Source organism: Flammeovirga pectinis (genome assembly GCF_003970675.1).
GTDB classification, from domain to species: domain Bacteria; phylum Bacteroidota; class Bacteroidia; order Cytophagales; family Flammeovirgaceae; genus Flammeovirga; species Flammeovirga pectinis.
Genome location: NZ_CP034562.1, coordinates 539,888 through 566,175 on the forward strand (window position 1 = coordinate 539,888; position 26,288 = coordinate 566,175).

A 26,288-nucleotide genomic window follows, 5' to 3' on the forward strand; every position below is an offset into this window, starting at 1 on the left:
AAAATTATTTTGCATCAATGATTTTACCATCATCAAATTGGATAACGCGTTTTGCTCTGTCCATTACTCGCTGATCATGTGTAGCAATAACAAAAGTAATGTTCTCTTTTTCATTAAGATGTCTCATGATATCCAAAAGATCAGAAGTAGCCTTAGAATCTAAATTTGCAGTAGGCTCATCGGCTAAAATAAGCTTTGGTTTAGATGCTAATGCTCTTGCTACTGCAACTCTTTGTTGTTGACCACCAGATAACTTTGTAGGAAATTGGTTGCCTTTGTCAGCAATGCCAACAGCTTTTAATAGTTCTTGAGAACGTGCTTTTCTATCTTTTTTAGAACGTCCTTGAAGCTCCATAATAAACTCCACATTTTCTTCTGCAGTAAGTACTGGCATCAAAGAGTAATCTTGAAAAACAAATCCAATATTATCTCTTCTATAAGTAATCATATCAGAAGATGAACGGTCGTGTAAATTTGTCCCATCAATAAAAATATTACCTGATGTTGGCTTATCCAACCCTCCTAAAATATTAAGAAAAGTTGTTTTACCACATCCCGAAGGACCAACTACAGCTGTAAATTCACCTTCTTTAATTTCCAAATTTACATGATTTAATGCATGTACAGGAATTGTATTTTCGTTATATGTTTTGACTAAATCTTTTATTTCTATCATTTCTTTACTATTTAGAATTTGGAAAAAGGTTAAAAGGAGATACTATTAACCTTTATATCTCACAGCTTCGGCAGGGTTTAATTTAATGGCTTTAAATGCAGGAGGTAATGCAGCAATAATTGCTGTAATTAATACCATAAAGAATAAGGGTATAAATGATTCTGCAGATAGAACAGGGTAAACAATGTTGCTAAATCCCGCAATAGTGCCTTCAGAATATTTAAGACCATGTTTGCCATAATAAGCAATTAATGCAATGGAGATAAGACCACCAATACTACTACCAATTAATGAAAGGTAAATTGTTTCTAAAACAATCATTATAAATACTTTAGATCTTTCTAAACCCACAGCCATTAAGACACCAAGTTCTCTAGATCTTTCCCAAATTGCCATCGTCATAGAGTTTAAGATTCCAAACCCTAAAGCAAATAATATTATACCTAAAATAATGTAACTATTTGTATTTCCAGTTTCAGCAAGAGCACTTAATTCAGGAACTATTTGTCTCCAAGTCTGAACATTTAATTGTTTATTATGAAGGTCATTTTCTAAGTGATCTCTTAACCCTTCTGGAGAAGAACCTCCATCGATAGATGTTAAAGCTATTTCATGAATAAACTCTTGTCCTGCGTTTTTCCACATATCCTTAGATTGAGTGAAAACAACACCTTTATCAAAATCTGGAGAACTTGTAGCAAAAATACCAGCTACTCTATAAGCAGTATTTACCATTTCTTTATCAGGCCCCATATAAGCGATGACAATTTTTGAACGGATTTTTACTTTTAGTTTTTTTGCAAGTCCTTCACCAATAACAATCTGATTTTTCCTTTTTCCTTTAAAGTAATCACCTTTAATTAAGAATTTTGGTAAATCAGTTACCGTGAATTCTTTGGTTGGATTTATGCCAATAATTTTGATTCCTTGACTGTCATTAGCAGAAGAAGCCATTCCTTGAACAATAACTCTAGGAGAACAACCTTTAGTTAAGGAGTCGTTTTCTGCTACTTTTACAACAGCTTGAAAATTTCTTATTGAATCACTAAAGCTATTATTGACTTCAAATCCTTTTTTATGGATTTGAACATGTGCTAACTCTGTAATCAAAGACTCTTGAATCTTAGATTCCATCATTCCGTTAATTAGAGCCATTGTAAAAATACCCCCTAATAAACCCACTGCAATTGAGGCGATGAGAATACCACTTCTCATTTTGTTTCTCCAAACATTTCGCCAAGATATTTTTGTAATCATCATTGTATTTAATGTTTAAGAATGAATGGCTTCAACTGTTTTTAATTTTGATATGTAATAGATTGGATAAACTGTGCAGAGCACCATAATACATGCCATTAAAAGTGCCTGAGGCCAGATAATATCTAAACTAGCCGTAAACCTAAGTAGTGGTTCCATACCCATTTTAGCCATTGCATCTCCATTTGCACCTGTGATGGCAATAGGATGATTTTCCATGTATAATAAAATTGGAAAACCCGCTAAAAATGAAGAGAAAATACCTATTAAACCAATAAATAAAGACTCTTGAAGTAGCATATTGTAGATTTTTCTTTTTACCATACCTACAGCTATCAGGATACCAAATTCTCTTTCCCTTTCTATAGTCATCATTAAAATAGTACTAAAGATGCCGAAAGCAATAACTATGTAGAGTATATAAATCATTAGCTTTCCTCCTTCTCTGTCTGTATTAATCAGGTTAACCATTTCTGGAGATAACTCTGCCCAACTCATTACTTCAAAGTCTTCTCCCGATAATTTTTCACGAATACCAGCAACTGTTTTTTCAATTTTCTGATTATCATTTACATTTAAAATATAAGCGTTAAGCATATTAGGAGCAGAAACAAAATATTGAACAGTCGGTAAAGACATGTATACCACCTGATTGTTCATTTGTGGGTTAGGATGCTTAATTACACCATCAATTTTGTATAATTCAGCAGCAGTAGCTCCATGGTATCCTTGTCCTAAAATTGCTAATGTATCATTAACGGTAAGGCCTAAATATTTTGACAATCCTTCGCCAATAAGAATACCCTTACTATTATTATTGATATACTTTCCCTTAACAATTTTACTGGATAGATTACTAAGTTGATTTTCACCTTCTGGTTCAGTTCCTACAATCATAACCCCTTTTGTAAGAGAATCTGTTGCAGCCATTCCATAAGTTTCTAACCTACCAAAAACATCTTTTACATTTTTTTCTGAAAGGATTTGATCTCGTGTTTTTTTAGAGTCAGTCATCAAATTATTGATTGATTTATCCTCCCAAAATCCTTTTTTATGTACCTGACCATATCCCATATAAAATCTTGCGGCAGTATCAATCATTTGACCATAAGACCCTTCTTGCAACGACCTCATGAGTATTGCAAGTATGACAGCGAAAAAGATAGAAGAGATACTAGTGATTGTTCTTCTCTTGCTTCTCCATAAATTTCGCCATGCTATTTTTGTAATCATTTTATTGTGACTTTAGGATTATCTAACACGTTTCATATTTTGTTGTGTGAAGAAGTTTGGAGAAATCTTTTGATTAAATTTTGCATCATTCAAGATCATAACCGTTTTCTTACCTTCTTCATCTGCAGGAACCATTTCTTGACGAGTAGGCATCATTCGTCCTCCTAACTCTTTTACATCATATTGATTTAAAGTATTTACTAGATACATGTCTTCATCGTAGTTTTCTACTTTCATTTGATTATAGATACCATCTGTTGTCACCCATACCAATACTTTACCCCAAACGACAGCCGCATCTTCATGAGGAATCATTTCAACTTTATAGCATTCTAAACCATTTACAGTTTCTTTACCAAGTAATTTGTGGCTATAATCGTTTACAACAGAAGAGCCTTTCATAAGGTCATCGTTAGTAAAGTCAGATCCCATCCATGCTTGAGACATCATAGACGGAGAAATTTTAATAGTTCGTTCTATACTTGGAGTCCAACTCCACATCTCTTTTAATCTTTTTAATGAAGCAGAACCTTTATCTTTTGCAGGAGAGGTTATTAATACCAAAAAATAATCTTCACCACCTAAAGACCAAGATTTCATATTCATTGTTCTAGTCCAATCTGGTCGAACAACTTTCATTGTCATATTAGTGTAACTACTTTTTCCTCTCTGATGATCTTGCATCTTTTTTATTATCTCGGAAGCATCTTGTCCAAATGTAAGGGAGGTAATAAAGCAGAAAATTACACTAAGGATTATTGGAATTTTTTTCATCTGATTAATAGGTAACTGATTTATAAATTTGGTTATATACGTTGTTAAAAATGTCTTTAGGTATATCATATATTTGAGCAAATGATAATACACCCAACCCTTCTCCTGTTGCAATAATTAGTTGTGCTAAATCTGAAGGGATTATTTCTTTTTTTATTATACCTGCTTTTTGATCGTTTTTAATCACTTTTTCAATACCATTTTTAAAATGATTAAAAAAGCCTTTACTAAATTCTTGAATTTGAGGATATTTTCGAACAGAAAATAAGGTTGTGATATAAAATTCGAATGAATTATCATGATCACTTGTAAAGTTCTCAATAGAATTTGCAGTCTCCACTTTAAGTAGGTTTATAACGTCGAGTAATGACATTTCCTCAAAAGGTACTTCTATCCATGTTTCTGATTGGTTTTTCCAAAAAGACAAAAGACACGCAATTAATAATTCATCTTTATTTTTAAAATGATGATACAATGCTCCTTTAGAAACAGAGGATGCTTTAACGACATCATTTAAAGAAATATTATTCATTCCTTTAGTTTTAAATAATTGAAGAGCAACCTCAATAATATGTTCTTTTGTACTTTTTGACATCTTGAATTGTTATTCTTTGATCGTCAAATGTATTATAATTTTCATAACATACCAACTGGTCGGTATTTATTTGTGATGTTATTTTAAAAATTGGTTTATATTTTAATACTATTTGATAGTAATAAACCAATTGATGGGATGAAGATGAAGCTTTAAAATACAACAAAGCCGGTACTCATAATAATATGAATACCGGCTTTGTTCATTATTGCAATAGATACTTAAATAAGTACTAAATTAATTTGCAGGGAAAACGGGTGCAGGTTCTTTCTTGAAAGAATTAGTATTGAATTGTTCAATTATTTTACCATCCTTTCTAATTGTAATATACGTTCTGCTACAGTTTACTTTATAAACATGCTTTTCGATTTTAATCATAAAGTTATCCTCGTCTAGTTTAGAGAATTCAAAACCTTTTGTAGATTTAAATTCAGAAACTAAAATATCTTGGTAATAAATACCCATCCACTTTTTATTATGAGGCTTTACACGGATATCATGTTCATCTCTGTACACTTTTAATAGATACTTATCAGAGTGTTTTAACTCAAAATACTTCTCATCTATCTCAAAAAGGTATTCACCATCAAAAGCATAGTGGTCACCTTTTTCTTTATCCTTAAGGTGTAACCATGAATAATAATCATTTACGATTTCATATTGTTCTTCTAGGAGAATAGCCTCTTTAACAATCTCCTTAGAAAGATCATCTCTAGATTTAATATCCTCTACATTCTTAACACTATGCTTATAATGATTATTAACCAAGAAAATTTCATAAGTAGAAATACCGGCTACAGCAGCAACTGATTCCTCTTCAACTGTTTCTTCCTCAATTTTTTCATCAGGAACTTCGGTAACAGTAATTTCTTCTTCTACAATTGTAACTACTTCTATTTGATCTTTTTTAGGCTCAGGTTCTACAAAAACAACTTGCTGTTGTTCTACAGGAGTAGCATCTTTCGCTTTCTGAACACGACTATTAAATTGCTTAGTGTTCATGTCTTGGATTTGATTTAATCTTACCGAAGAAACAATTTGTTTGCCTTGTTTTACAGCAATATAACCATCATCAGACTTCTTAAATTTCAAACGCGTTACATCACTTATAGAATTAATAGCATATTCTGTTCTATTATTATTTATATAAGTTACTATCGTTACATCTTCTGTACTTTCAAGTTTATCCAGAAATGCAAGGTATTCATCTCCTTGTTTAGTTATTAAAAGGATTCCATTCCAATCTCCAGAAAAGATAGAAAAAGAGCATATACCAAGTACCGTTGGTATAGAAAGAAGGAGAAATAAGTACTTTAGATTATGCTTAACACTATCTCCTGAGAAGTTATTTTTCATTGTTTTATTTAGTAGTAGTTATTTTATTTTTCCTAGGCTAAAAAATATGACCAAAAAATAAAGTTGTTAATTTAGTTAAATTTAATATAAATATATTTAAGAAGTTCATTTTTTATAAAAATACAATTAATCTGTGTAGTAAAAATGCTCTTTTTGATTAAAAATCTTTTTATTAAGCTTATGTAATTGATTATTGTTTTCTCGAATTACTAATAACTTATCATCTGAAAATATTGTATAAGTAGTATTCCCTGTTTTAATTTTTATTGTGTTTTTATTGTATTGGCTTATTGTATAAACACTAGTTGATTTTAGTGCTGTGATTTCATGGTTCTCAAAGTAAATACCTAGTAATTTCTTATTGTATGGTTTAATCGATAAATGGTTTTTTAAAAGGTATTTATCTATCTCTTCTTTGTTGTTGTACTTAATATTGAAGTATTCCTTGTCTAGCTTAATAATATACTCACCATCAAAAGAGAAAGTTTCTGAACGCCTTTTGTGTTCTAATAAAAGCCAGCTGTTGTTATCACTTATAACGTCATATTCTTGATCAAATCCTTTAGCATCTTTTTTTGTATTTAAACTAATAGATTTTTGTTTCTTTAAGTATTTAGGATGAATAGCGTGATGGATAACCCCTTCAAAGAGAAGACTATTTGTGGCTGCTTTAATTGCAACATTACCTCTGCTATTTGTAATATTTAGTTTTTCATTTTCTTCTTCACTTACTTTTTCTTCTACAATCTCTGTAGAAGAAGTATATACATAAATATCATTTCTAGGTTTAGCATTAATTGGTTTCCTTTCTTCTTTTAGTGTAAATCCTTGGTTTGCGGTGTTTGATGTTAAAATATCACTGTTAGCTCTTTTTTTAGCTTCTGACGGAGCTTTATTTAAAGTTTTATAAGAACGACTAGAAAACTGATAACCAATTTTTTTATCCATGGATTTCATAACGGCAACTCTTGCTAAAAGATAATGTTGTTCCGTAGAAACTATTTCGGATATTTTTGTAGAAGCAACAACAAACCCTAATTTCTTAATCATAATAAAACCATTTTGCCCTCCATTGGTTTCAATAGTTAAAGAGCGGCCATAAAGCTTTACTGCATGAGTTATTGTTTTTCCATCAACATTTGCAACAATAGTCAATGCATCAATATCTTCTGTTTTATCTACAAACGCAGTTATAGATGTTTCTGATTTACTAGCCAATAATACACCATCCCAAAAGGGAGGAGGAGTTATATTAAATGCAAAGGCATTAATTTGGGTAAGTAAAAGAGTAAGTGAAATGTAAAAAAACCGTTGAAGGAGTAATGACATTATTGTAGGTAATATTTTGAATCAATTACAATGTAAACGTTTTGAAATATATAATTATTGTGTGTTTTAGTAATAAGTTAGAGTAAAGAGAATTATGCTTTAAAGTTTGTTTGTTTAGTCACTATCATACACAGTAATATATAAGTAACTACAAAAAAAAGAGATAAACCTTTAAGAAGCAAAGTTTATCCCTTTTTTTTAAATAAATGTTAAAACCTCAAACACTTAGTCAAACTTTGGTTTGTTATCTGGGTTTTGACCAATTGCATTCGTTATCGTTTTTACAATTTCATCAACACTTGCGTCTGGTGAAAATTGTATAGGATCTTTAATATGGACTTTTAATTTGGTACCTCTCTTTTTAAAGAATAGTCCTTTTTTATCAAAAGCTCGTCTAAAGCCATCAATTTCTATAGGAACAACAATTGGGTTATAACTCTTAATAATATTCCCTGTTCCTTTTCTAACAGGAGCGTATGGACTAGTTGTACCTTGAGGGAATGTTACTAACCATCCTTGATCTAATGCTTTTTTAATTTTTAATGGAGCATTAATATCAGCTCCTCTTTTTACGTCTTTTCCCTGTGCTCTCCATGAACGCTTAACAGTAACCGCTCCAGCTAAAGAAAATATTTTTGGTATTAGACCGCTTTGTTTCATTGTTTCTTCTGCGGCAACATAATAAATATTTACTCTAGGGTTAAGCATATATACAGGTAAGTTGGCTACTCCCTTCTTAAATCCCCATTTTGCACTTGAGAAAATGTGGTAGAAAGAAATTACATCTGTATAATATGTTTGATGGTTGGATATAAATAGGACATTATTATCAGGAAGGTCTTTAAGTACTTCCATACCTTTTACTTCTAGATTATTATGTAATTTTAATCGTGGGTAAGTAAATGCAGCTAATGTGCCTATTAACATTCTCTTTAAAAAAAGAATATTACCAAAATTATCTCTTCTTATTAATTGGAATCGCTTTTTCTTTTGATCTTTTTCTTTAACCTTATCAAACTCGTTGGTAATATTTCGTTTCTTATCTGTCTCTTTATTCTCTCCCATTTGTATTATTTCTAGTAAATGTAATCTTTTAGACTTTCGCAATGAGTTGCAAAAATATATTCTTTTTATTTCTTAAATAAATTAGGTTGAATACAATGATACGAAATTATTAACCGATAAGTAGTTCTAATTTTTTGAACTTTTTTGATATTGGAAGTAAATCACTAAATATAGCTTTTATTAAAGAAGTTAGTATTCATTTATTTTGGTAAAATATTCTTAAGAAATGTTTAGTTATAAAAAAAACACATCAAACGATAGTAAAAACCGCGTGTTTAGACTCTTTAAGGATTTAATATCAATGTTTTAATACCAAAACACTTGTCTATGTGAATTAATAAAGTTACATTTGCAGGCATTTCGAGGGAAAAAAATATCGGAGACACAATGTACGCAATTGTAGAAATAGCAGGTCAGCAATTCAAAGTAGAAGAAAATAAATATATCTACACGCACAAATTAGACTCTGAAGAGGGTGCTGCAGTAGAATTTGAAAAAGTCCTTCTAGTAGATAACGCTGACAATGTATCAGTAGGTGCACCAACTGTAGAAGGTGCAAAAGTGACAGGTAAGGTACTTGCTCACGTAAAAGGCGAAAAAGTTATCGTCTTTAAGAAAAAGAGAAGAAAAGGATACAGAGTGAAGAACGGTCATAGACAGCACTTCACAAAGGTTCTTATCGAAGGTATCTCTAACTAATTGATTTTAGAAATCGAAATTCCTAACGATAAAAAAACATGGCACACAAGAAAGGAGCGGGTAGCTCAAGAAACGGTAGAGAGTCGGAAAGTAAACGACTTGGTGTGAAAATTTTCGGAGGATCAGCTGCTAAAGCTGGTAACATCCTAGTTAGACAGCGTGGTACTCAACACCACCCTGGTCAAAACGTAGGTATGGGAAAAGATCACACAATTTTCGCACTAGTAGACGGAACTGTACAGTTCAAGAAATCTAGATTGGGAAGATCTTTCATTTCAGTAGTTCCAACTGCTGAATAGTAATTTTGTTATTATAACAAAGTTGCAAGAGGTTCAAACCTATTATTAATAGGTTTGGGCCTTTTTTTGTCCTTTTGTTTATAAGAAGGTACAGACATTAAAGAAGAAACCTAATATTATTTAAATCATTAATTAATGTTACTAACTTCTCCTATTACAGTACAATTATTTACTTTAGCGCAAAGAATTGAGTATCTTTATAAGATATTTTGCATTTCTAGAAAATCGGAAAATACTGGTTGTTATTAATGATTAAAGATTGTTCAACAGTTTGGCGTGAATGCCTTGAGATAATTAAGGGTGAAATCTCTGCACAGAGTTTTCATACGTGGTTTGTTCCTATAAAACCCGTTAAACTGGAAAATAATGTCTTAACAATTGCAGTTCCTAGTCCATTTTTTTATGAGTGGCTTGAAGAGTACTATGTACATGTACTTAAAAAAGCAATTGATGCAGTATTAGGACCTACAGGAAAACTAGAATATTCTATTATGATGACTAGAAGACCTAAGAATGCACCTTTTACTGTACAAAGAGGGCAACAACAACCGCCTCAAAATCAGGGGTATGATCAATATGGCAATTTGGGTAATAATGGAGGATATTCTCCAAACCCTCAGAATCAGCCACAAAATCATCCTCAACAAAATCAAAATACTGGAAACGACCAGGGTAGAGGAATGGGGCAACAACAGCCACCACGTCAAAACCAAGAACCTCAGTTTCCAGATCAGCAACAACAACCTCAAGTACCACCTAATAATCCACCGTCGCAACAGCAACCTAATCAAGGTTTTCCACCACAAAATGATAACCTAGGTAATGACTTTGGAGCGGAAGGGTATAATAATCAATTTAATCAGGAGAATAGAAATAATAATTCTTATCCAGATTTCTTTCAGAGGCAACAACAACAGCAACAAAGAGAACAACAAGCTCAGAATTGGAATCAGCAGCAGCAACAATCGCAGCAGTCACCTCCAAATCAAAGGCCTGTTCCTCCTCAAGAAAATAATCAGGATCGTTTTGGTGCTACACAAAGTAATAGTTATCAAAACCCTCCTCAATACCGTAAAAGTCAATCTCAGCAGCCTCAACAATACCGTTCATCTCAGCAAAAACCAAGAGCAGAAGAACGCCCTATTCCTAATATGAATAATTCGGGCGATTTTGTAGATCACTTTAGAGTACCTAATGCTCAAGAAAGTAGCTATAGAGAATCGTATTTAAACCCAACTTATGTATTCGAAACATTTATTGAGGGAGACTGTAATAGATTAGCAAGATCTGCAGGTATTGCAATTGCAAGAAAACCAGGTGCTACAGCATTTAACCCATTAGTGGTTTATGGTGGTGTTGGTTTAGGTAAAACACATTTAGCACAAGCAGTAGGTAACGAAGTAAAAAGAACCGACCCGAGTAAATTTGTATTGTATGTTTCTTCTGAACAGTTTACAACACAATTTATTGAAGCGCTTAGAAATAATAATGTTCAACAGTTTACAAATTACTATTTACAGGTAGATGTATTAATTGTTGACGATATACAATTCTTGGCGAAAAAGGAGAAAACACAAGAAAACTTCTTCCATATTTTTAATCGCCTACACCAAAATGGTAAACAGATTATCATGACTTCTGATAGACCTCCTCGTAGTTTAGAGGGGCTAACAGATAGATTATTATCTCGTTTTAAATGGGGATTAACAGCAGATATTCAAAAACCTGATTTCGAAACGAGGGTAGCAATTGTAAAGCAAAAACTAATGTCGGAAGGTGTAAATGTACCAGATGATGTTGTGGAGTATTTGTCTTATAATATAGATTCTAATATTAGAGAGTTAGAAGGAACATTAGTTTCTTTAGTAGCCAATGCTTCTCTTATGCAAAGAGAGGTGGATTTAGATATGGCTAAAAATGCACTATTAAATATTGTACGTAATACTGAGAAAGAAATTACAATTGAATTTATTCAACAAATAGTTTCAGAATATTTCAGTATTTCAGTCGATGAGTTAAAATCTAAGACACGTAAAAAAGATATTGCACAGGCACGTCAGATTGCTATGTATTTCTCTAAAGAATATACAAAAGAACCCCTTAAATCTATTGGTAATCAATTTGGTGGTCGTGATCACAGTACAGTTGTTCATGCTACAAAAGCTGTAACTAAAAGAACAGCTTCTGACGCATTGTACAATAGAATTCTAGAAGAATTATTAGACCAAATGAATATAAAAAGTAAAGGTTAATAATAACTTTACTTTACGGTTTGATTCTTCTGAGAAGTATTTTTTATCAAACTAAACGCAAAGAGTCTTATCAATTTATCAATCAAGCAGAAACTCGCGATTACGCAATTTTTAGCATTAATATTTTTCTTTACAGGGTTTTATTTCGTAGATCTTACTAGGAAAGAATCTTATGAAACAGATATTTGGCACGTCGTAGCAAGTGAATCAATTGCTTTAATTGAAACTAACACTCCTAAACAAACAATTTCAGTTTTAGACTCGTCAGAGTTGGTTTCAGCTATTAAGGTGCTAGATGGTGGAACTACTGCTTTTAGAACTTTAGATAGCCTTTTAGTTATCGCTGACTCAGCAATTCAAAATCAATTTCTTGGTGTTAAAGGTAAAGTTTATATCTCTGTAAACTCTACAGGAAGTAAGCCTTTTTCATGGTCAGTTTACATCCCAATGGATGAAAGGGTTTATTTAGATCCCTTTTCTCAACTTACTGCATTAAAAAACAAATCTTATACAAGACAATATAAAGGAGTTGATGTTCATGAATATAAACTAGGGAAGCAATTGCTTAGTGTTTCAAAAATTAGAAATTTCTTAGTAGCATCTACTGATGCTTTATGGATTGAGGAAGCTATTAGAAATAATGGAGAGAAGTTTTATGACGATTATTACTTTGGTAATTTAAATACTAAGCTTTCTAAAGTGTCTTCGGGAAACCAATTACCGGAAGGAGTTAACGTTTGGATTAGACCTTCTTCTGTAGCACATTGGTTTAAAAGAATGACTGATTTAGGTACGGAACATCCTTTTCCATCTTTAGAAGAATTTTCTAATGGTATGATGGTGAAAAGTGCAGTGGAACGTCCAAATGAAGTGCGTATTTTAAGTTATAATTCATTACCTGAAGATTCTTTCCAGAAGGCTGTATTTTCATCTTTATCTAATAAAAAAGATGAAGTTTATAAATTTATGGTAGATGATGTTGCCTTTTATAAACGTTGGAATTCTTCTGAAATTCAGGAGTTCGTAGATAATGCTCACAATTTTGATCCATCAAAAGAAAGAGATATTACAGAAAATCTGATTCAGACTTTTAAAGAAAAAGGTTTTAATTCTGAAGCTTTTATAAATGAACTGAATGGTGATATTGTCCAAGCTACAATAACAAATGTAGATGGAGGGCAATGGGAACACTTGTATTTCTTCCAATTAAAAGAGGAAAGGCAATTTGATGAAACTATCAATCAGCTTAGAAAGGATTATGAATATGAAAATTCTGAGAAAGTAAAATTGATAGGGCGTCATGGTTTTACAATTTATAGATTTCCAATTGCAAACCTAACGAGAGTTGTTGGAGGTGAAAGCTTCTCTGAAAAACATCAAGCAACTTATTTATTAAGACTAAATAATTTTGTGATAACAGGTGGAGACCTACCAACTTTAACGCAATGGTTAGACGATTGGCTTGCCAAAAGAAGATGGACAACTCAGAAAAGGTATCAAGTATTAATCAATAAATTAGTCAATACACCTTCAGAAGCTAGTGTAGTTTTTAATGCAGAGTCTTCTTGGGCTGGTATCCTACATGGGCTTTCTAACACCTATAAATCTTATTTAGAAAAGCATAGGCAACTTATTTTAAGTCTTAATTTTCAAGTTTGGTCATTATCAAAAGATAGGTTTGAAATAGCAGGGTTGTTTAGTGGTAAACTACGTGAAGATAAACCAAAATCATCTAATAAAATCTTATCAAAAACAATGGGCGATTACCTTCAAATGCCTCCATTAGTTTATAAAAACTTATATGGAGAGGAAAAAGGGATGGTCTTAATTGATAAAGAAAATGTTTTGGAAGGTTATTCATTTACTGGCGATACGATTTATTACCACGAATTTGATTCGATAATTCATGCAAAACCAGTTTTAGTTTGGACCAATAATTCTGTTCCTTCACTTTTTATTAGTCAGAACAATCAAGTTTTACAAATTGATAAAAATGGAGTTTATGTATCAGGTTATCCTGTTCAATTGCCATTTTATTCTCAAGTTGAATTTACAAATTGGTTACCATGGAGAGTGAAAGGAAGTTCAGAATTATTACAAGATACAGACGGTATAATTCTGGCTACAGATACTTTGGGTAATATTTACGGGTTAGACCGAAAAGGGAATTTAAAAGGAAATTGGTTACCACAAAAAACACTAGAACGTTTAGTTTTACCTCCTCATAGTTTTGAGGCAAATGGCAAAAACTTTGTAGTTACTTTATCAGAATTAGGTAAACTTATTGTGTTCACAGAATTAGGTGAATATGTAAATGGATTTCCCATGCTTTTTAAAGAAGAAGTTTCGCCTCAATTATTTATTACAGAAGATGCTACTTTAGAGAAATCTACAATTACATTTTTGACTAGTATTGGTGATGTAATAGAAGTTAATGGTAGAGGAGAAGTACTAAGGAGAGATAAATTTGGGGACCGAGCTTATGGAAGATCTTTTGATTTATTGAAAGATGAAGCGAAAGGGAGATCATGGGTGATCATGGAACAAATTCAAGGTAAAGTCACACTACGTGATCGAGCTGGGAAAATACTTTTTAAGCATAGTTTTAAAGAAGAAACTAAAGCTATTGCACAATATTTTGATTTTGGAATAGATGCAGAAATTGTAGCCATTACTTTTCCATCTACTCGTAAAACGTATCTATTTTATATCAACGGTAAGCCCTATTTAGAAAAGCCAATCAGAAATGATAATGAAGTGACAATGTTCTATAATTCGGATATACAAAAGTTTATTTTAATAACATCGTTCCAAAAAACGGCAGAAATACACACAATTGATAGAAGAAACTAGTTGAAAAACTAAAATACTGTTAATCTAGACGTAAAGATAAATCTTATGTATATTTTTGTAGCGTCAAGTGTTTAGACATAAATCAAAGACAGACAATGATAAAGAAAATATTAATTTTAGCAATCGTATCAGTAACCCTATTTTCATGTGGTTCTAAGACACGTACGAAAAGAGAAGCAAGAGAAATTGTAATGGGAACAGAAACTCCCGATTTTACTGCTTTTAATATTGAAACGGTCCATACAGAAGATGCTATTCCAAAGAATAGATTAAAGGCAAAAGTACAAATGCGTTACAAAAATGGTAACGAGCGTTATCCTGAAGGAATTGATATTGTTACTTTTGATGAAGAAGATCTTTCAGAAGCATCTCATTTAGTAGCAGATAGTGCAATTTATACGGCTGATAGCACACTTTACACTGTATATGGTAATGTTGTACTTGATGATTATAAGAAAGGCCAGAAATTAGAAACAGATACGCTTCATTTCAATAAAGAGAACGGTGATATTTATACTGATGATAGAGTTCGTATTGCAAAAGAAGGTGAAATCGTTACAGGTAGAGGAATGAGAGCAAATCAGAACAATCCTGACGAATATGAGCTTTTAGATATTGAGGGTACAGTATACTCAGACTAGTCGTTTTTATAGATATGAAAATTACATTATTGGTGGCACTTGGTGCTGCCTTTTTCATTATTGGGGTACACCAATCTTTTTATTTTGGTATTCCAACTAGTTATTGGTTATTTATGCTTTCAGGAGCATGCTTTTTAGGTATTCAATACATTAAAAAACTCGAAGAGCAAAAAAAAGATGTTTCATCTTCTTCTAAATCAACTACTAAGAAAAAGAAATAATGACTTTAAAAACAATCAAACGCGAGGCAAAATTCTTCTTATTTTTTGTGATAGGATACCTTCCTGTATTTTTCGGGATAATGTATGTAATCAAAGAAGAACCTCAATCAGGTTATTTCTTTCAAGGAATGATTGTAGCTTTTATAGTTACTTACATTACAAGATCGATATATTTGATTATGAAAAACATGGAATAATACTTTATTGAAAAAGCTATTTATACCCCTAATTATTTTTACATCATCATTAATTAGTTTGGCACAAGATGTAATTATAAAAGAGAAAAGATCTATTGATTTTTCTCTTTCAATTGATGAGACTCGAGAGAGGTCAGTTTTTGTATATGGAGCATTATATACAGAAAACGGAAAGCCTATTACACCATCTACAGCTAGTTTTTCTGAAGATAAAGCATGCTTTGATTCATTTGTAACTCCTGATTTTGAGGTTGGAGAATACAAGATGTTATCTCGTTCTGTATATTTTATAGAAAAACCAATTAACTTCTTTAGCGATTCATTATTGCTTTGTGTTCCTTACTTGCAAAAAACATTTCCCTCTTATACTATCACAGAAGTTAAACCTAAAAGCTATAAAGCTGAAGGAACTACAATGGCTCCATCATTTACTTTTTCAGAGGAAGTGATCAACCCATTGGAAGTTGAGGATGAGTACAAACAAAAAATTCTTGATAATTATGGAGAGTTAGAAATTGGTGGAGTAGTTTATTACCCTAATAAAATGAGCTACAGATCTTGCAAAGAATTTTCGAGAGTTATGATGCGTAAAACAAATGCATATACAGTTGTAGTGAAGTTTTATTATCAGTTAAATTCATCAAAGAGTATTGTACAGGAATACACTATTAGTGGTATGTACAATTTACCACCTTCTTTTGTTGGAGGAGGAGGACTTCTTTTAGCGAAAGTGAAAGAAAACGTTTTAGAAGTGTCAAAAGACATCAATGAATTGTAACTTTCTATTATAATACTAAAATTAATAGCCTATTTAATTGCTTTACTTCTTTGTAGCGTTTAACTTTTACTTATGTAACACTATAGTTAAGCGTGTATGCTTCTATATTAACCTTAGCCTCTTATCATTTTTTATAAATGATGTGATAACTAATTAGAAATACTTCAATATATCCATGAACGGACTTTATATAGAATACTCTTGGTGGTGGATGTTTTTTGGCATCCTAAGTTGTGCTTTAGCTACTTATTTTTTTTACACAAAGAAACAGGTTTGGTCTATTTCTATAAATAGGATACTTATTCTATTAAGATTTTCTGTACTTTCAGTAGTAATTTTTTTACTATTAGACCCTATGTTTAAAAGCATAGAAAGGTATTTCGAAAAGCCTATTATTTCTTTTGTGATCGATAATTCTGAGTCGATGAAGGCTACTGTTACTAAAGAGAATTTAAATAATCTTTTAGAATCATTAGTTAAGACAGCAGATAGAATTAAAGAAGAAGGGTACGACACTAAATTCTATAATCTAGCAGGTGATAAAATTGAAGAAAATGATTTAGCTTCTTTAGAATTCGATTACAAGGTGACAAACATAAGTAAATCAATTCAAAAATTAGAAGAAGTAAACGAACATGAAAACCTTGCTGGAATTACATTAGTTACTGATGGTATTTTTAATCAAGGTTTCTCTCCTTTATTTGTACCTTCTGTAGTACCAATTTATACGGTTGGTATTGGAGATACAATTCCACAAATAGACTTACAAGTAAAAGAAGTTTACGCCAATAAGATTGCTTATTTAGGGAATAAATTTCCTGTAATTGCAGAAATAGTAAACGAAGGTTTCATGGGGAAAGAAGTAGAAGTTACTTTATCCTCAAGAGGAAGAAAAATTGCTAAAAAGCGCTACAAAATAAATAGTGAAAAAGGGTTTGAGCAAGTTAAATTTACTGTTGATGCTAAGAAAAAAGGCTATCAGAAATTTACAGTAAGTGCAAAAGCATTAGATGGTGAATTTTCTACGGAAAACAATACGAAATCAATTTATATTGAAGTGATTGAAGGGAAGGAAAAGATTCTATTAGTAGCAAATGCACCTCACCCAGATATTAAGGCTATACGTGCAGGCATAGAAAGTAATAAGAACTACGAATTACACGTATATATCCCTGGAATTAAACTTAAAAACGGTAAGGGGTATGATAAAAACTCTAAGTACGATTTAGTTATTTTACACGAATACCCTAATGTAAAACGTAAAGCAGCCATTTTGCTTAAAGAATTGGCTAAAAAACAGATTCCATTTTGGTATATAGTAGGAGATAGAACAGATATCAATACGTTTAATAAAATGAATTCATTATTAAGCATTGAGGGGTATAGAGGTCAGAAAGATAAAGTAACAGCTGCTTTCGATACTAAATTTTCATTCTTTACTTTTCCATCAGATAAAAAACAATTGATAGAAAAGATGTCGCCTATTGAAGTTCCTTTTGGAGAATATAAATTGAAATCAGGTACTGCATTAATGTACCAACAAATAGGAGCAGTAAAAACGTCTAAACCTTTACTGATTCTAGGTGAAACTGGAGGTGTAAAATCTGCAGTACTAGTAGGAACTGGTTTATGGAAATGGCGATTGCAAGAGAGTTTTTTACAATCTGATGAGCAAGCTACTGATGAGCTAATAAGTAAAGTAGTTCAATACTTATCAACAAAAACAGATAAACGTAGATTTCGAGTTAACACAACAAATTCAGAATATTCTGATATTGAAGATGTTGTTATAGAAACGGAAGTTTACAACGATATATATGAATCTATTTATGGACATACTATAGATTTAGTAGTTAAAAATGAGAAAGGAGAAACAACATCTTTTACTTATTTAAATTCAGCTCCTTATTTTAAATACCATTTATCTGATTTAGAAGAAGGTGTTTATTCTTTTGTAGCATCGACCGAAATTGATGGAAAAAAAGAATATTCAACAGGGAGTTTTGCAATAAAAGAAATGGCTTTAGAAGCACTTAATCCAACTGCTAATTTTTCTCTATTACGTGGAGTAGCAGATAAATCTGGAGGGGTATACTATAATGCAGACGATATGAGTGGGCTATCTGATTTATTGGCTACTAACAAAGCAAGTCAGCGAATTCATGCGGAAGAAAAATACAAAGAGTTAGGTTCTAATATGTGGATCTTAGGCTTGATGTTTATTTTACTTTTTTCTGAATGGATTATCCGTAAGCTACATGGAGGATTTTAATTTGTAGTACTTGTAATACTAAATAGTTTACAAAAAGGTATAGAATGTATTAATTAGTGTGAATTGTACATTATAACTGGTAGTAATCTAATAAAACAGTAGAATTTATAAAGTAAACATCTACATTTGCAGAGAATAGCAAAAACCTTTTCAAGGGAACTTGAAACCACATTTACACTATCCAATTACTTTTTTAATAAAAGTAATTTCAGTTACTCATTCAAATTGAAAAATTGAAATTATCTAAGATATACTATAGTAGATAGTTGTAAATTTATAGACATATATTTTAAACACATTATAAAAGAATTTCTTTAATTTATTATGGGGTTCAACACGTTGACAACCAAAGAAAAAGCACTGAAAATTAATTTAGACCCAACAATTTATGGGTCTTTAGCCGAAATTGGAGCAGGCCAAGAGGTTGCTGCAAATTTTTTTAAGGCGGGTGCAGCATCAGGAACAATAGCAAAAACAATATCTGCATACGATATGTCTTTTTCAGATGCTATCTATGGGCCTGAGCCTGGAGGAAGATACGTTTGCCAAAGTAGGGTAGAAAGAATGCTTAAAAAGGAGTTTGGACTTCTTGGAGAACGTTTACCAACAAGAAAAGACGAGACTTGCTTTTTTGCTTTTGCAGATACAATTGAACAATTAAATTTTAATAGAACAAATCAAGGACATGGTTGGTTAGGACTTCGTTTTCAAACACGCCCTAATTCAATCCCTAATGAGTGTGTTCTACATGTTGAATTAAAAGATAATGATCCTCTTTTACAACAAGAGACCATTGGTATTTTAGGGGTAAACCTTATTCACGCATGTTTCTACCAAACCAATAATGTTGATGAGTTCTTAAGTTCATTAATGGATGGTTTAAGTATTCATAAGATAATTGTAAATTTTGTTCGTGTAAGTGGACCAGATTTCTTAGATGTCGATAACCGATTATTAAGTTTATTATTGGTTAAAAACGGTCTTGCAAAAACAACAATGTTTGGACCTGATGGCCAAGTAGCTTTACCTCAAGATTTCTTGTATAAAAAGAATATCCTTGTATTAAGAGGTAGATTTAGACCAATCACAAAAGTAAATATCGATATGATGGAGCGTTCTTATGAACACTTTAAAAATGATCCAGATGTTGATGAAAATAATATAGTAACTGTTTCAGAACTTACTTTAGAAAACCTTAGAATTTCTGAGGATAGAAAGAAAGACGAAACAGATTTCTTGGACCGTGTAGATATGCTATGTTCTTTAGGGTACACAGTAATGATATCTAAATACCAAGAGTATTATCGTTTAACAAACTACCTTTCTAGGTTTACTAGAGGAAAGAAAATTGGTGTAGCTGTTGGTAGATATAACTTAGAATATATCTTTAATCCAGATTATTACCAACATCTTAAAGGGGGTATTTTAGAAGCTTTTGGTTTCCTTTTTGGTAGAAATATTAAACTTTATGTTTATCCTTCTTTAGATAGAGAATCATTAAACCCTAATGAGTTATTAACGAGTGATAGTATCAATCTTGCAGAATCTCAAAGAGCGTTATTTCAATCTATGGTTGATAATGACAAAATTGAAGACCTAAAAGATTGTGATCCTAAGAACTTAAATATTATCTCTGATAATGTTTTAGAGTTAATTAAAAAAGGAGATGCAGACTGGGAAGATATGGTTCCACAAGTAGTTGTAGAACAGATTAAACAGTACTGCTTATTTGATTACCCTTGTTCTGTTGAAAAGAAAAGGGAAATTGAACAATCAAGAAAAGAGTCAACGAGAAATAGACAAAGACGAATTATAAATTCTGAAGATTAAATTCTAAGAATAAAAACAAAAAATGTCACCTTTCTTTTAAAAGAGAGGTGACATTTTTTGTTTCAAGATATTAATAGATACTATACAGCTATAGGTAGGGTATTTTAAGTATATTTTGTATTATTGATGTATATTATTAATCATTTTTCAGTTTAACATGGTACATCAACAATACAACATTTCATTACAGTCTTTATTAGATGATTTAAAAGACAATAAAGAAACGGCTTGGTCATATTTATATACCAATTTCCAAGCTATGATTGTCAACTTAATCAAAAAGAATGGAGGTGATGAAGAAGCTGGAAAAGAGATTTTTCAGAATGTAATTATTGATTTACATAACAATATTCTTAGAGGAAAAGTAAGAGAAGATTCTAATCTGAAAAATTACTTATATACCCTTGCCTATAATCAGTGGAGAGTTCAAATTAGAAATACAAAAGGTAAAAATGATACATTAGAGCATGATAATACGCTAATTGATGATAGTGTAAGCTTTGATGAAGAACAATATGAATTGTATGATGATTTGACATCGATTTTGGGGAATCTTGGCGAAAAATGCCAAGAATTAATCAACTCAAAATATTCTAAAATAAAGTTGTCGATGAATGAAATTGCCGAACAATTAGGTTTTATGAATGCAAGGTCTGCTACTTCTCAATTAAATAAATGTATGGAGAAGGCAAGAAAAGAAGCTGTTGTAGTGCTTAAATCTAAAGGGTTATAATATGGAAAACAACGAATTGACTACTTATATAGATGCCTATTTGGAAGGTACTTTATCAGTAGAAGAAAAAGAAGTTTTTGAAAGCCGAAGAAAGGACGATAAAACGTTTGAAAATGAAGTTATTTCTCAAATTCAATTAATTAAAACTGTAAAGAGAAATGAGTTTGTAAAAAAGCTTAAGGCTTTTGAAGAGTCAAATTATCCAAACAAGACTGACTTAATAGATGCTTATTTATCCAATGATTTAACACCTGAATTATCTGCTTATGTAGAAAATAAGCTAAAAGAAGATGAGGATTTTAAATTTGAGGTAAAAGCACAAGAGCAAATTGTAGCTAAAGTACGTAGAGAAGCATTAAAAGAACAATTGTCTCAATTTGAAAACAAACAGGAAGAAGTACTAGAAGAACCTGTACCAGCTCAACCTATTTTTAAGGTGGAAAAGCCTCAAGAAAGCAGACAAGCCAAGGAGATTAGTTTTAAAGTATTCAATCCAAAGGTGATTGCAGTTGCAGCTTCTGTTTGTGTATTTATTTTAGCTGCTGTAGTATTCTTTAAAAACGATACATCTACTGCTTCTCCAATAGTAATTAGTAGTTATTCTATTGAAGTCATAAACGATACAGAAAGTTTAGGCTTTGCAGGAGATAACGATCCAAATATTACAATTGAGATTGTTCAGGATGAATCTAAGAAAGGATATTATCATTTAGAAGATAAGAAATTACAGCTTTTTGTAGGAGAGAATAGTAAAGGCTTGTCTAAAGTAAAGCTTTCATTTGATCCAGTATCAACACCTTCTTTCTTACTTTATTTTAACGATAGAGATTATCTTATTGATTATACAGATAGCCCACAACCGTTAAATTAATTATCTTCCAACATACCATGTAAACCAATTTACTACATGGTTATCTTCAAAGATAAAACCGATATTTCCATGGTCATATGTAATTATAGAGTGTGGTGAGTTATTCCATCTAAAAGAAGGGTAACCGTAATGGTTAGCATCTGTCACTTCAGAGAATTTAGAGTGAATCTTTATTCCTTTTTCTGATGTGTTTTTATAATTATCAAATGCAATGAGCATCTTGACTTCTTCGGAATGTCCTTGATAAATAATTTTAACAAAGTCATTACTTTCAGAGTAATACAATGTTGACCAGTTTCCTAAATCAATTTCCTTAAACTCTTTTGTTAAGGACATATTTATAGGAAGTTGGTTTTTTATTGTTTCAAGGTTTTTGTTAATATCAATATCGATAAGATTATTTTCAACTTCTTCCTCAAAATACGAGTTTACCCACTTTTTGAAATCGTCGAAATACGATGATTCATTATTGATTTCAGCCTCAAGAATCCTTTTATTGAGAATATTAATATCAGAGTTGTTACTTATCTTTTCAAAATTTGTAGTTGCAGCTGTAGTATTACCATTTAGAGCTTTACTAATTCCTCTTACGAGGTAAGCATTTTCTGTAAGTTCTTTTCCCTCTTCGTTTAGAAACTGTTCCAATTCATTTATAGTTCCGCTAGCAGCGTCCTGGTTTCCTCTAATAGAATAGGCACAGGCAAGATTAATATATGCTATTTCATAGTAAGGATCTATTTGAATAGCTTGTTTAAAATGAGTAATAGCTTCATCTATCATTGTGAAATCTTGAGATCTTGATGTTAATTTATTCATATCCTCTATCCTTTTAACACGTACATCAAATTCGAAAGGATAGATATACGGATAGATTGAAGCATCATTTATTTTATCTAAATAGAGACTTAACTGGCATATACCTAGGTTATTATGGATTAATTTACTGGGATAGTAATTCATTAAATAACTCATGCAATTATATGCAGACTCAAAATGATTGATAGCATATAGGTTCTGAGCAGTTCTATAAATATTAATAAGCTCATCGGTTTCTTTAATAGCATCTTTAATTATGCTTTCCCTCTCTTCAAGACTAGGATACCCTTTAATAGTTTCTGTTCTATTATATTCTTTATAGACTAATCTAAGTATTAACGGGAAATTTGAAGGTGTATCAAATCCAGCAACAGCACCATAAAAGAGTCCAAATTTATCTGCTTTTTTCTCAATACTTATTTTTTCTTTTGAAGGTACATCTTTGATTTCTTTAGCGTTAAAACCAAAGTTTTTTAAGTGTTCTTCATAATAATGTCCTAATTCATGTCCAACTATACAGGCTAGTGCATCTAAAGAATCTTCTCCAACAGAGCTACATAAATCATAAACGGTTTCATCTAAATAGATAATATGCTGGTTATTTCCAGGATAATATTTTGCAACATTGTCTTTCTGAGTAGACATTTTAAGGAGAGGTAATGTTCTATTATCACCTTTCACTTTACAAATCTGACTTAAAACTTTTAAAGTGTTTTGGTATTTATAATTATTACTTTCTAAGTATTGTGCATAACACTGAGAACTAAAAAATAGTACTAAGAAGAATATCGTATGGAAAGGCTTTGTTGGCATAAGATTATAAAACAGGTTTAAATAATCATCGTTCATTTATTTTGTAGTCTCAAAAATACGATGTGAAAAATAAATTTACATGTTTATATCAATAAAAGTTAATGTATAGGTAGTTTTTAGTGATAATAATGATGTAGGGATATAAATAATCGAACTATAAGGTGAGTCTTTAAAACTATGGGGAAGTACTAGTATTTAGACCTACTCTTTTCTAAAATATATTATTAATATTCAATATCTATTACAATGAAACAAGTTTACATTTTTTCTATCATTTCTATTTTCTTTTCACTAATAGCCGTTTCTACAAATGCGCAAACGAATGGAACTATTGATAGTTTATTAATGCATTCTACTATTATTAATGGAGAAGGGTATTATGGTAATGCAAATAGAAGTTTTGGAGATGTAGTGATTACACAGAACGGAACAGAAACTGTTGATGTAGAATTTACGGGTAATACTCAAGAAGGAGAAGGGTATGTTGTAATTAATGGAGATTTAATTTTAGATGAAAATGTAATTCTAGTAGTAGATGAAAATACATTAGTATTAGTAAAAGGTAACTTGATTATTAACGGTAGCGATGTACTTGTTGATTTGGAAGAGAATGCTTTTTTAGCTGTATCAGGTGATATAAAAGGAGAAGGAACTGCATTTATGGTAGAGTCATCTTCTATATATTTAAAAGGAAAGAATACTGCTAATATAAATGGAATATCAGCTTTACCCTTTGAACAACTACCATTGGAAGGTAGCCAAATAAATGAAGAGCAAGTATTAACGATTGTAATGTTGGAATTAGGTCTTCAAGAGCCAAAAGATATGTCTTATTTTGAAGCAACAGTAGAAGGAGATCAGACTTTATTAGTTTGGGGTATAAAAGAGGAAAAAGAAGCTGTAGTATATATAATTGAACGTTCTATAAATGGATTAGAATGGGAGGAACTTGGTCAAGTAGTTTCTTTAGGTATTGATGATCAAGAATATTCTTTTGTTGATAATGATTTAGAAAATGAGACTTACCATTACAGGTTATCAAAAATGGATATTGCTGGCTTAGAAAATGAATTATCACAATTGTCTGTTTTAGTAGAAAAACAAAATAAACTAGAAGCAAAACTTTTTCCTAATTACTTAATGGCTGGTCAAGAAGTAGAAGTAAGGGTAAATGGTGTAAACGTTGGAGATAATGTCGAAGTGATTGTAGAGAATCAGCAAGGACAAATTGTATTAGAATTAAGTGAAATTGTAAGTGATCAATATGCGAACATTGCTTTACATGAAATGCAAAAATTCCCATCAGGTTTATATTTTATTTCAATTCATGACGGAAATAATGTAACAAACACAAAAGCATTAATTAGATAAAATACACATATTAAAAATGAGAAAAAATAAATATTTAAAGTTGATTTTTATTGGGTTAGGACTCATTAATTTATTATTAATCCAAAGTAAGGGTGCTGATTCTAATAAAGACATTATAAGTGCTGTAATGCTTAGTCTATCCTATTTTATTTTTGCTTTTGTATCAATTAAAAGAGAGAGGTTAGCATTAATACTATCTATTGTAATGATAATTCTTTACTCGGTAATATTAATAGCAACAGACCCCCATTTAATGATTAAGAATGGTTTGATTGTAAGTTTACAACTATCAATCTTGACCTATTTATTTCACCATATTTTTTTTAAAGAAAGTAAAATGATCAAAAAATCACTTTGATGAATACATATATTCGTGATAAGGCTACTCAATGGTAGTCTTTTTTTTGTTTAATGGTGATATTTCTTTGAATTCGATATTACCTATTGAATCAAAAAAAGAAATAAAATGAAAACAATATTAAGAGAGCATGTGAATAAGGTACTAAGTAGAAAATCTGATCAAAAAATTATAGAAAGTATAATTGACCTTTCAGTATTTACATTTTTTGGTTTTTGTATAGTAGTAATGATTGATGATGAATTGTCTAACTCTTAAAAATAATAATCATGAAAAAGCAAATGATAACAATGGGCTTAATATTAGTCTCTTTTTTATTCCTAATTTCTTCTATTACCAACTCTAATAATACTTTTGATTATGGTAATTTTGATAACAATCAAAGTATAATGTACAAGAGGTAACAGTTTAACTTAAGGTGCTTTTAATTATTCATATATAAATTTCTTTAAAATATTATTCTTTAATAAAGAAGGAAGTAATTTATTTATGAGTACCGTTACTATAAAACTAAGTGTAATTCCTGCTAGGATATCTGTTGGGTAATGAATACCTAAGGCAATTCTAGAGTAACCAACTAGACAGGAAAATAAGAATAAGGGTAAAATAATAGCTAATTTCTCCTTTGCATATACGCAGGAAAAGAAAATGGCAAAAGATAATGTGGTGTGTCCAGAAGGAAAAGAGGAAGTAACTCCATCAGTTTTTTGGAGTACTGATGTTAATGCATAACATGGTCTTAATCTAAAAAAGGAATATTTTATTAATAATCCAATTATTGCTGAAACCCCAAAAACTAATATCAGCCTTATAAAATTGATTTTATTTTGAGAGGTTTGCTGAAAATATAATCTTACAGCAAAACAGATTAGGATGATAAAACAGATAGTAAAGGTTTGATGTGTAATGAAATTAAGAAATACATCACTTTGAATAGAACTGTGATTTTGTGCCCAATTAATTACAATTTCTTCCATTAGGTTCTAGTAGTTAGATAAA

Annotated in this window: 23 protein-coding genes and 2 pseudogenes; 15 read left to right on the forward strand and 10 right to left on the reverse strand. The window is 31.0% G+C overall.

Annotated features, from left to right (window positions below; translation table 11 throughout):
- Positions 1-4: 4 nt before the first annotated feature.
- The 8 genes from EI427_RS02210 to EI427_RS02245 all read right to left on the reverse strand — a co-directional run bounded on the left by EI427_RS02210 (position 5) and on the right by EI427_RS02245 (position 8,285).
- A complete protein-coding gene (locus EI427_RS02210; RefSeq protein ID WP_126611139.1) occupies positions 5-676 on the reverse strand; it encodes an ABC transporter ATP-binding protein in 672 nt (223 codons plus the stop codon).
- A 45-nt stretch (positions 677-721) separates the two neighbouring features.
- Positions 722-1,936, reverse strand: a complete 1,215-nt coding sequence (locus tag EI427_RS02215) for an ABC transporter permease (protein ID WP_126611141.1) — start codon at positions 1,934-1,936, stop codon at positions 722-724.
- A 12-nt stretch (positions 1,937-1,948) separates the two neighbouring features.
- Entirely contained in the window at positions 1,949-3,166 is a 1,218-nt protein-coding gene (locus EI427_RS02220; RefSeq protein WP_126611143.1) for an ABC transporter permease, read from the reverse strand.
- 18 nt (positions 3,167-3,184) lie between these two features.
- Positions 3,185-3,940: an outer membrane lipoprotein-sorting protein gene (locus tag EI427_RS02225; protein WP_126611145.1), complete on the reverse strand. Its 756-nt coding sequence runs from the start codon at positions 3,938-3,940 to the stop codon at positions 3,185-3,187.
- Between the two features lie 4 nt (positions 3,941-3,944).
- The gene (locus EI427_RS02230; RefSeq protein WP_126611147.1) at positions 3,945-4,535 is read right to left on the reverse strand and encodes a TetR/AcrR family transcriptional regulator; all 591 of its coding nucleotides are present in this window, start codon (positions 4,533-4,535) and stop codon (positions 3,945-3,947) included.
- A gap of 237 nt (positions 4,536-4,772) precedes the next feature.
- Positions 4,773-5,891 (reverse strand): hypothetical protein, encoded by a 1,119-nt coding sequence (locus tag EI427_RS02235; RefSeq protein ID WP_126611149.1) that lies wholly within the window; start codon positions 5,889-5,891, stop codon positions 4,773-4,775.
- Between the two features lie 126 nt (positions 5,892-6,017).
- Positions 6,018-7,220, reverse strand: a complete 1,203-nt coding sequence (locus tag EI427_RS02240) for a hypothetical protein (protein WP_126611151.1) — start codon at positions 7,218-7,220, stop codon at positions 6,018-6,020.
- 225 nt (positions 7,221-7,445) lie between these two features.
- On the reverse strand, positions 7,446-8,285 hold the full coding sequence (locus EI427_RS02245) for a lysophospholipid acyltransferase family protein (RefSeq protein ID WP_126611153.1): 840 nt from the start codon (positions 8,283-8,285) through the stop codon (positions 7,446-7,448).
- 387 nt (positions 8,286-8,672) lie between these two features.
- Here EI427_RS02245 and rplU point away from each other — a divergent pair, with 387 nt between their 5' ends.
- From rplU to EI427_RS02310, 13 genes and pseudogenes are all read left to right on the forward strand, one after another.
- Positions 8,673-8,984, forward strand: a complete 312-nt coding sequence (rplU, locus tag EI427_RS02250; protein WP_126611155.1) for a 50S ribosomal protein L21 — start codon at positions 8,673-8,675, stop codon at positions 8,982-8,984.
- Positions 8,985-9,022: 38 nt separating this feature from the next.
- Positions 9,023-9,283 carry a 50S ribosomal protein L27 gene (gene rpmA, locus EI427_RS02255; protein ID WP_126611157.1) on the forward strand — a complete coding sequence of 87 codons (261 nt, stop codon included), beginning with the start codon at positions 9,023-9,025 and terminating at the stop codon, positions 9,281-9,283.
- Between the two features lie 248 nt (positions 9,284-9,531).
- Positions 9,532-9,720 (forward strand): annotated as a pseudogene (locus EI427_RS26225) (DnaA N-terminal domain-containing protein); the annotation flags it as partial.
- A 573-nt stretch (positions 9,721-10,293) separates the two neighbouring features.
- Positions 10,294-11,535: pseudogene (gene dnaA, locus EI427_RS02265) on the forward strand (chromosomal replication initiator protein DnaA); the annotation flags it as partial.
- A 270-nt stretch (positions 11,536-11,805) separates the two neighbouring features.
- The gene (locus EI427_RS02270; RefSeq protein WP_126611159.1) at positions 11,806-14,388 is read left to right on the forward strand and encodes a hypothetical protein; all 2,583 of its coding nucleotides are present in this window, start codon (positions 11,806-11,808) and stop codon (positions 14,386-14,388) included.
- A 95-nt stretch (positions 14,389-14,483) separates the two neighbouring features.
- A complete protein-coding gene (gene lptC / locus EI427_RS02275) occupies positions 14,484-15,029 on the forward strand; it encodes an LPS export ABC transporter periplasmic protein LptC (protein ID WP_126611160.1) in 546 nt (181 codons plus the stop codon).
- A 14-nt stretch (positions 15,030-15,043) separates the two neighbouring features.
- A complete protein-coding gene (locus tag EI427_RS02280) occupies positions 15,044-15,250 on the forward strand; it encodes a hypothetical protein (protein ID WP_126611162.1) in 207 nt (68 codons plus the stop codon).
- On the forward strand, positions 15,250-15,447 hold the full coding sequence (locus EI427_RS02285) for a hypothetical protein (RefSeq protein ID WP_126611164.1): 198 nt from the start codon (positions 15,250-15,252) through the stop codon (positions 15,445-15,447). The genes EI427_RS02280 and EI427_RS02285 overlap by 1 nt, the downstream gene beginning before the upstream one ends.
- A 7-nt stretch (positions 15,448-15,454) precedes the next feature.
- Positions 15,455-16,225: a hypothetical protein gene (locus tag EI427_RS02290; protein ID WP_126611167.1), complete on the forward strand. Its 771-nt coding sequence runs from the start codon at positions 15,455-15,457 to the stop codon at positions 16,223-16,225.
- Positions 16,226-16,400: 175 nt separating this feature from the next.
- Positions 16,401-18,497 (forward strand): vWA domain-containing protein, encoded by a 2,097-nt coding sequence (locus EI427_RS02295; RefSeq protein ID WP_126611169.1) that lies wholly within the window; start codon positions 16,401-16,403, stop codon positions 18,495-18,497.
- Between the two features lie 324 nt (positions 18,498-18,821).
- Positions 18,822-20,327, forward strand: a complete 1,506-nt coding sequence (locus tag EI427_RS02300; protein ID WP_126611171.1) for a TonB-dependent receptor — start codon at positions 18,822-18,824, stop codon at positions 20,325-20,327.
- A gap of 157 nt (positions 20,328-20,484) precedes the next feature.
- On the forward strand, positions 20,485-21,060 hold the full coding sequence (locus EI427_RS02305) for an RNA polymerase sigma factor (protein ID WP_126611173.1): 576 nt from the start codon (positions 20,485-20,487) through the stop codon (positions 21,058-21,060).
- A 1-nt stretch (position 21,061) separates the two neighbouring features.
- Entirely contained in the window at positions 21,062-21,931 is an 870-nt protein-coding gene (locus EI427_RS02310; RefSeq protein WP_126611175.1) for a hypothetical protein, read from the forward strand.
- On the opposite strand, the gene EI427_RS02315 is transcribed toward EI427_RS02310, so the two are convergent.
- The gene (locus tag EI427_RS02315) at positions 21,932-23,596 is read right to left on the reverse strand and encodes a hypothetical protein (RefSeq protein ID WP_126611177.1); all 1,665 of its coding nucleotides are present in this window, start codon (positions 23,594-23,596) and stop codon (positions 21,932-21,934) included.
- Between the two features lie 210 nt (positions 23,597-23,806).
- Between EI427_RS02315 and EI427_RS02320 the strand changes: the two genes are divergently transcribed.
- Together EI427_RS02320 and EI427_RS25840 are read left to right on the forward strand one after the other, a co-directional pair.
- Positions 23,807-24,931: a hypothetical protein gene (locus EI427_RS02320; protein ID WP_126611179.1), complete on the forward strand. Its 1,125-nt coding sequence runs from the start codon at positions 23,807-23,809 to the stop codon at positions 24,929-24,931.
- 466 nt (positions 24,932-25,397) lie between these two features.
- On the forward strand, positions 25,398-25,547 hold the full coding sequence (locus EI427_RS25840; RefSeq protein WP_155523270.1) for a hypothetical protein: 150 nt from the start codon (positions 25,398-25,400) through the stop codon (positions 25,545-25,547).
- Between the two features lie 170 nt (positions 25,548-25,717).
- On the opposite strand, the gene EI427_RS02325 is transcribed toward EI427_RS25840, so the two are convergent.
- A complete protein-coding gene (locus tag EI427_RS02325; RefSeq protein ID WP_126611181.1) occupies positions 25,718-26,266 on the reverse strand; it encodes a phosphatase PAP2 family protein in 549 nt (182 codons plus the stop codon).
- Between the last annotated feature and the right edge of the window lie 22 nt (positions 26,267-26,288).